Genomic DNA, 7,504 nt, shown 5'->3' on the forward strand with positions numbered 1-7,504 from the left:
GCCACCACCGGCCCGCTGTTGATGCCAACCCTGAGCTTCATCGAGACGTTATGCTCCATGGCGTGCTCGCGGGTAATGTGGACCATACGTATTGCCATGCGGACCATACGCTCGGCGTGGTTGGCCACCGGCTCGGGCAGGCCACACACCGCCATATAGGCGTCGCCCACCGTCTTGATCTTTTCGATTCCGAGATCATTGGCGGCGATATCGAAGCGCGTGAACAGTCCGTTCAGAAACGTTACGACCTCGTGCGGCGGCATCTCCGCTGTCAGCGCCGTGAAGCCGACCAGGTCTGCGAAGGCGACCGTTACTTCGGCAAAGCCGTCGGCGATTGCCTCCTCGCCGCCGCGCAGCCGGTTGGCGATCGGTGCCGGCAGGACGTTGAGCAGTAGCTCTTCGTTCTCGCGATTTTTGTTCTCGATCACGACATTCTTCTGGCTGAGATCCTCGACCATGCCGTTGAAAGCTAAGCAGAGCTGGCCAATCTCGTCGCGCGTGCGGACCGGCACTCTGGTCCCGTAATCGCCGGCAGCGAAGCGTTTTACTCCGCCAGTGAGCTCGCGCAGCGGTCCGAGCAGTGCTCGCGAAAGCCACGCGGCGGTGGCGGCTACTACCAGCAGCGCCAAGCCGCCGACGAGCAGCAGATCCTGGCGGAGCCGGTTGATCGGCGCGAAGGCCTCGGCGCTGTCGATCTTGGCGACGAGGGCCCACTTGACGCCGGGAATCGCCAGCGGTCCCCACGAAGCGAGCGTCGGGACGCCACGGTAGCCGATGATCTCGCCCGTGCCCTCGACACCGGCAAGCGCAGCCCGGGTGGCCTTGGTGTCGATGCGCTGATGCAGCACTGGCGTCCCGTAACGCTCGATGGCGGCGATCTCCTCGTCCGAGGCACCGACGGATTGGAGTTCAGCGAAGTAGTCGTCCCGATTCTCGTAGAACGCCCGCGGGCCAGAGCGCACCAGATAATCGGGACCAACGAGATAGGCTTCACCCGTGTCGCCGAACCCTTCCTGCCGCCAGCGGCGACCGCCGGTGACGACGTTGTCGATCTCCTCGTTCGACAATTGCGCGATCAGCACGCCGATGACGACGCCCTGGTCAATCACCGGTGCTCCCATGAAGGCGATTGGTGCGCCGCCCGATGGCGCATAAGAGGCGAAATCCTCTAGGCACACGGCCGACCGGTCGGGGGTTAGGGCGCAGCGGGCAACGGCGGCGGCGACATTGGAGCGGCGGTAGGGACCGACTTGGAGGGAAGTAGTGAAATCCACTTCCTTCTCGACCGTGTAGATCAGGCGACCTGAGTTGGCGTCGGCCAGCATGAAATCGAAGAACCCGACCGTTGCGGCTGCGGCGCGCATCAGGGGATGATACACGGCGTGCAGCCTGCTGTAGTCGCTTCCGTCGCCCGCGTCGTCGAGAAGCTTGCGCCGCTCGGCCGGATGCGGATTGGCTACGATGTAGTGGTACTGCAGATAGTAGGGCGCGGCGCCGACTGGCAGGTAATCGGCCAGAGTCGGCTCCTTACCAAGAATACGCGTCATTCTGGGGATAAAGTTCTCAGCATACCAGTTGCTGACCTTCTGCCGCAATTCGGGTGACGCGCCTCCCCGGTCGATTTGGTCGACTGCGATCCGGAACTCACGCGTTGCATCGACCACCATCTTGGAGGTGGCAAGGAGGCGTAACTCGGCATGGATCGTGCGGAAGTAGGTTTCAACCTGACGCGCCTTGGTCTGACGGGCGGCCGTGAGCTGGTCGAAGACTGCTTTTTCGAGGGCGTCGCGGGCGCGAAAGTAACCGAGTACTCCTGTCACCAGGACCGCGATCGCGCCAAGCAAAACGAGGGTTGTAAACAGCTTTGCGGCTAAGCCCCACCGTACGGGTCGGAATGAGCCGGTCACATCTGTAGAAGACATGAATCATCTCTAACCGAAAACGCGAAGTGCCGGGCAGATATCGCCGATAATGATGATCCAAACGTCGACACAATCCCCGCTGTTGAATACCGTTCAATGCGCAACGCGCGACGGATGCTACTGCATTCGCTGCGTGATGGGTAGCGCAATCTTCGAGCCGGCGCAGCGCCTGCTTCCGCCATAAGCCAACGCGCCAAAGTGACTTCCAACTGTGGTGCTGCGGGTATCGACCGTAGGCCTCAATGTGCCTGTAGTGCTCACCGATTGGTCTGACAGCTTTTTGAGCCTTAACAGCCGGCGCCTCGGCACGGAGGCATTTCTGCTTTTGCGCCTCAATCGCCGGAACGCCTTCTTTTGGCGAAGGCCTTCTTGATAGGGTGTGTCGCAGACTCCGACGTTATGGCTTGTCCCGGATGTGAACGATTTTTTTTCGCTGGACTTGCCAGCGTCGAAATGGGGTCGGTAAACGTCGGCTCTGGGTCGTTCATGGGCCAAGGTGCCCAGGTCCATGGGCAACTTGTGGGCATTGATTAATGACCGCTTCGCGGTCATTGGGGACCTTTAGAGTATCGAGAGATGTGAAAGCCTTTTTACGCAATCACACAGGGGCCTCTGTGGGTCACATTGGGTTATGGGGTTACCGAAGTGGAAGCGGGTCGGTTTTGGACCACGCTCTTCATCACCAGCATAGAGGTGAGACGCTGGACTCACTGGACTTTCGATCGACGGGAGAAAGGAGCGCTCATGCCTCGATTGTCGAAGCGATCTATTCGCCGAAGTTGAGCAGTTCGGTGCCGAAATGTTGGGGCGCGCGATCGCCGAAAATCGCGCGCGTCCGCATCACACGACCGTGCGGCACCGAGCTTCTTTCAGAAGAGGACGCTAAAATAGATAGGCGATTTAATTGGGGTGCTATAAAATCGCCCTGGTCGCGCTCTGATCTCCCGGTCGGGAAGAAGGCGCATCTTTTTATCGTTATGTTGGCAAATCAATGGAACAGAGACTAGCCGCAGTCCTAGCAGCCGATATGGCAGGCTATAGTCGGCTAATGGAGGCCGACGAAGCAGGCACGATTGCCCGCCTCAGAACGCACCGGATAGAATTGATCGATCCCGCCATCGCAAAGAACAAGGGCCGGATCATTAAGACGACGGGCGACGGCATGCTTGTGGAGTTCCAGAGCGTGACTGATGCAGTAAAGTGCGCCGTGGAGATCCAGCAGCGCATGCAGCGGCGAAATTCGGACGTGCCTCAGGATCGGCGGATCGAATTCAGGATTGGCATCAATCTTGGCGACATTATTTTCGAGGACGAGGACATTTTCGGCGACGGTGTAAATATTGCTTCTCGTATTGAACAACTTGCCGACGTAGGCGGTATCTGTGTCACCGCCGCGGTAGCGATGCAAATTGCCGACCGTCTCGAAGTCTCCATCGAGGATCTGGGCGAGAAGACGCTAAAGAATATAAGCCGTCCTGTTCGTCTGTTTCGTATCGGGCTTGAGCACTTCGCCTTGCCCGCTCAGCCGGCGGATTTAGATGCAAAGCGATCTGTCTCCAAACCCTCGATAGTGGTTCTGCCCTTCAACAACATGAGCGGCGACCCCGATCAGGAGTTTTTCGCGGATGGTCTTACCGAAGACATCCTCACGGAATTGTCTCGCCGCCACGAGCTGTTCGTCATCTCACGCAACTCCAGTTTCGTATACAAGAACCGAGCCGTAAATGTGCGCGAAGTCGCCGAGAAACTCGGGGCTCAATACCTGGTGGAGGGAAGCGTCCGGAAGATCGGAGATAGGGTGCGCGTAACGGTCCAGCTCGTCGACGCAGCCAATGCTGCTCATATCTGGGCAGATAAATACGACCGGAGGTTGGACGATATATTTGCGATCCAGGATGAAATAACAGCGGCGATAGCAGCAACCTTACCCGGGCGCCTCGAGGCGGCCCAGCGCGACCAGCTTGCGCGGACGAAACCTGCAAACATGGCCGCATACGAGTGCGCGTTAGCCGCCAAGGTGCTGCATCACAGAGGCACAGTTGCGGACAATAAGCAGGCGCAGTCCTTGATAGACCGGGCCGTCGCGCTCGACCCGGGTTATGCCCATGCCCATGCTTGGCGGGCGTGCATTCTCGGCCAGGCCTGGGTTCACGGCTGGTGCGAAGACAAGGATGCTGCCTGGAGCGAAATCGTTGCTGCGCTGGATCGGGCTTTGGCGCTGGATGACAACGATGCTGACGTGCATCGCATTCTGGCCGCGGTGAGTGTGAACAATAACGCGCTGACCACAGCCCGTTATCACCAGGAGCGTGCCCTTTCCCTTAATCCCAACTACGACCTTGTCGTGGTTCAGCAAGGGGAACTGTTCACTTGGCTAGGGCGGCCCGAAGAGGGAATCGAATGGATCCGCAAGGCAATGCGGCTGAATCCACATCACCCTGAAAGATTTTGGAGTCATCTTGGAAAAGCACACTTCGCTGCGCATCAGTATGGCGAAGCGATCGAAGCATTCATGCACCTGTCCGTCATGGATGAGGTCCAGCACGCATTCGTCGCGGCATGTTACGGCTGGCTCGGCGATGAGATCGCTGCTGCGGCTCATATGAAGAAGGTTAGAACGCTCCTCCCCGAATTCGCCGTCGAATCCTTCCTCGCCACGTTGCACTACGCTCAGCAATCCGACGTGGATCACCTCCGCGACGGGCTTGTCAAAGCGGGAGGGGACGACGGTTTTCCGGCAGCAAAAGACTTCACAGGGCAGTAACAGACAGCATGATCCGCAGCATTTGGTGGCGTTGTCTACGAATCACTGAACTCAGTTGGCCCCCAATTGGGGCCGCGCGCTAGGATCACGCTGCCAGCCACCCGCTTGTATCACTTTAAAAACGTCTCGCTGTGGGCGTGACACTCCCATCCATTTGACCCGCGAATCCAAACAGAACTATCGGCTGCTCTCAGATTTTGCGATTTGCCGTCCATCGTAACGCTCTGCCGAACTGTGTAGGCAATGAGCGCAATGTCGGGGGAAGGCGTGGATACTTCGACATCATCGAGGACATAGGATTCGAGGCTCCAATTTCCTTCCTCAGTCATCTTCCCCATTTTCTCTTTCTCGATACGCATTACCCCTTGTGCGCCGGTGACGAGGGCGGTCTTCCCCGAGAGTTCTGAAGTGCGGCGGCCGTCTTTCGACTTCATCGCGTCCCAATAGGATTTCTCAAGGGCCACGACCTCGTCCTTCGTTAGCATGGCATGAGCGTTCATGACGTCCTCCTGAGATGTTGTATCACCGCAAAACGTTCTACATCCGACTCAAGTTCCAGGCGGTGTCGTTGATGAAGTTACAAACGCCGGCCAAGTGATTGCGCTTATTGATATTTTCGGACGCATGACGCCAGTTGAATTCGAGCCGAAACAGCTCACCCCTGCGGCATAGACCGACTTGATTTCCGCTTCGCGCCCACAAGCGGCCACTGATTTGAGTCCCCAGCGAGCTTCGCCTCGGTGGACATTCGCGGATGGTGGCGGGGTCGATCACCCTCATATCCGCTCGTAACAGGCTTCTGTATGTTACAGAAACGTGCATCACTGGCGGCTGGTAATCTGAAACACTTCTGCAATCCCATCGTTGAGTTGATGATACGTCGGCCGCATTGCTACGGACTCTCATCAGAGCACGAGCGAACATTTGAGAGCGGGAAGGTGTCGCTCGGTTTCCTTGGGAACTAACACCGCCTTGTGGCCAGAGCGGACATTGCTATTTGGCGGTTTTCAGTGATCCTTATGTGAGCAGCACAGACTACAATCAGACCGGAGTTCTTAGGAGGTGGTTCAGATGTCCTCCGTCGATTCTCTCGCGGCGAGATTGCTGTCGGCGACATTGATGTTCGATCGGGCGTCGTTGGCGGCACTTGAGGCTTTGGCTGCCGAATCCGACCGTCGGGTCTTGCGACGCGGTGAGGTTCTGGTTCGCGAAGCCGATCCATCAGACAGGTTTTTCATCGTGCTGTCCGGTCGCTTTACGGTGCACAAAGGAGATTCGGCCCGCCCGGTCGCCGAGATCGGCCAGGGCGAGCTCGTTGGCGAGGTCGGCTTCTTCGCAGGACTGCCCCGTACGGCCACCGTTTTTGCGGCGCGTGATTCTATCGTCCTCGAAATCCGCGGGGACCACTTCGAGAAGGCAGCCGAGATCTTGCCTAGCCTGCGACAGGCAGTCACCATATTTCTGGCGCGCCGGTTTGCCATGCAATCTACCAGTTCATCGCGCCTCAAGGAAACTGCCAAGATCCGAACGCTTGCAATCGTTCCAGCCGGCGGAAGTCGCATCTCACCGATCTTCATCCGGCACCTGCAGAAAGCGTTCGACGCGGGCACGCGCGCTCAGTTCGTCGCCCGGGCTGACATTCGCGGGCGGTTCGCCGGTCTTCCGGTCGATGACCAGCCGGTACTTAATTGGTTGAACGAGCTGGAGGCGGAAGCCGAAATCATCGTCTATGTCGCCGATGAAGAACCTAATGAATGGACACGGGTCTGCATTCGCCAGGCGGATGCCGTCCTATTAATTGCCAACGCGTCCTGTTCGCCCCGCCTGAACTCGTCCGAGAAACTGGCGCTGTCGATCCATCCAACATCGACCGCGCGGCTCGTCCTGATTCACGACAATCGCTCGGCAACGGTCTCTGGTACCTCGGCATGGCTTAATGAGCGTCCTCACGTTGACCACCATCATCATGTTGCGCTGGAGGACGGGTCTGACATCCAACGCCTCGTCCGGTTCATTTCGGGCACGGCACGGGGCTTCGTCGCGGCGGGGGGTGGGTCCCTCGGCAGCGCCCATCTGGGCGTCTACAAGGCTTTCACCGAGGCGGGCGCTCGCTTCGATTGTTTCGGCGGGACGAGCTCCGGGGCAGCGATGGTGGCCGGCTTCGCAAGGGGGTTGGATGCGGAACAGATCGACCGCGGCACGCACAACATATTCGTCAAGAGCCGGGCGTTTCGTCGCCTCACCTTGCCGCATTTCGCACTTCTGGATCATAAGGTGCTCGATCGCGCCCTTCGGGCGGAATACAGCGAGGTTCTTATCGAGGATCTTTGGCTTCCTTTCTTTGCGCTTTCGACCAATCTGAGCAGCCGTCAGCCCTATGTCCACCGTTATGGAAAGCTCTGGCAGGCCGTTCGGGCTTCCGGCTCGATCCCGGGTCTCCTGCCGCCGTTCTTTACGGCTGATGGCGATATGCTGGTGGACGGCGGCATTATGAACAATCTGCCGCTAGAACAGATGAACGAACTCAAGACCGGACCCAATGTCGTCGTGAGCCTGGGGTCGAGTGGACCGCTGAAATACCACATCGATTATGACCGCATCCCCGGAGCTTCCGAACTGGCCGTCGCCTGGCTGAACCCTTTCGGTCGCACCCGCTTGCCAAAGGTCCCCAGCATGCTTCAGGTTATTGTGGCGAGCATGCTGGCACACCGGCCACAGGACATTGCCCTCGGCGAAGAGGATGTCTTGGTCTGCCCACAGGTTTCCAACCCGATCGGATTCATGGATTGGAGCCGGCATTCCGAGTTGTTTTCGGACG

At 58.5% G+C, this 7,504-nt stretch carries 4 protein-coding genes; 2 read left to right on the forward strand and 2 right to left on the reverse strand.

Annotated features, from left to right (window positions below):
- Positions 1–1,922, reverse strand: a 1,922-nt coding sequence (locus AAAC48_RS17745; RefSeq protein WP_340655454.1) for an adenylate/guanylate cyclase domain-containing protein, incomplete at its 3' end; no start/stop codon positions are given.
- 991 nt (positions 1,923–2,913) lie between these two features.
- Here AAAC48_RS17745 and AAAC48_RS17750 point away from each other — a divergent pair.
- On the forward strand, positions 2,914–4,686 hold the full coding sequence (locus AAAC48_RS17750; RefSeq protein WP_340655455.1) for an adenylate/guanylate cyclase domain-containing protein: 1,773 nt from the start codon (positions 2,914–2,916) through the stop codon (positions 4,684–4,686).
- Between the two features lie 110 nt (positions 4,687–4,796).
- On the opposite strand, the gene AAAC48_RS17755 is transcribed toward AAAC48_RS17750, so the two are convergent.
- Entirely contained in the window at positions 4,797–5,186 is a 390-nt protein-coding gene (locus AAAC48_RS17755) for a nuclear transport factor 2 family protein (protein WP_340655456.1), read from the reverse strand.
- A 571-nt stretch (positions 5,187–5,757) separates the two neighbouring features.
- Here AAAC48_RS17755 and AAAC48_RS17760 point away from each other — a divergent pair.
- On the forward strand, positions 5,758–7,504 hold a 1,747-nt coding region (locus AAAC48_RS17760; protein ID WP_340655457.1), incomplete at its 3' end, for a patatin-like phospholipase family protein.

The organism is Phyllobacterium sp., assembly GCF_037994405.1.
Lineage (GTDB): Bacteria > Pseudomonadota > Alphaproteobacteria > Rhizobiales > Rhizobiaceae > Phyllobacterium.

Coding starts and splice junctions, on each gene's coding strand:
- AAAC48_RS17750 (WP_340655455.1), top strand. CDS start 2,914: ATGGAACAGAGACTAGCCGCAGTCCTAGCAGCCGATATGGCAGGCTAT.
- AAAC48_RS17755 (WP_340655456.1), bottom strand. CDS start 5,186: ATGAACGCTCATGCCATGCTAACGAAGGACGAGGTCGTGGCCCTTGAG.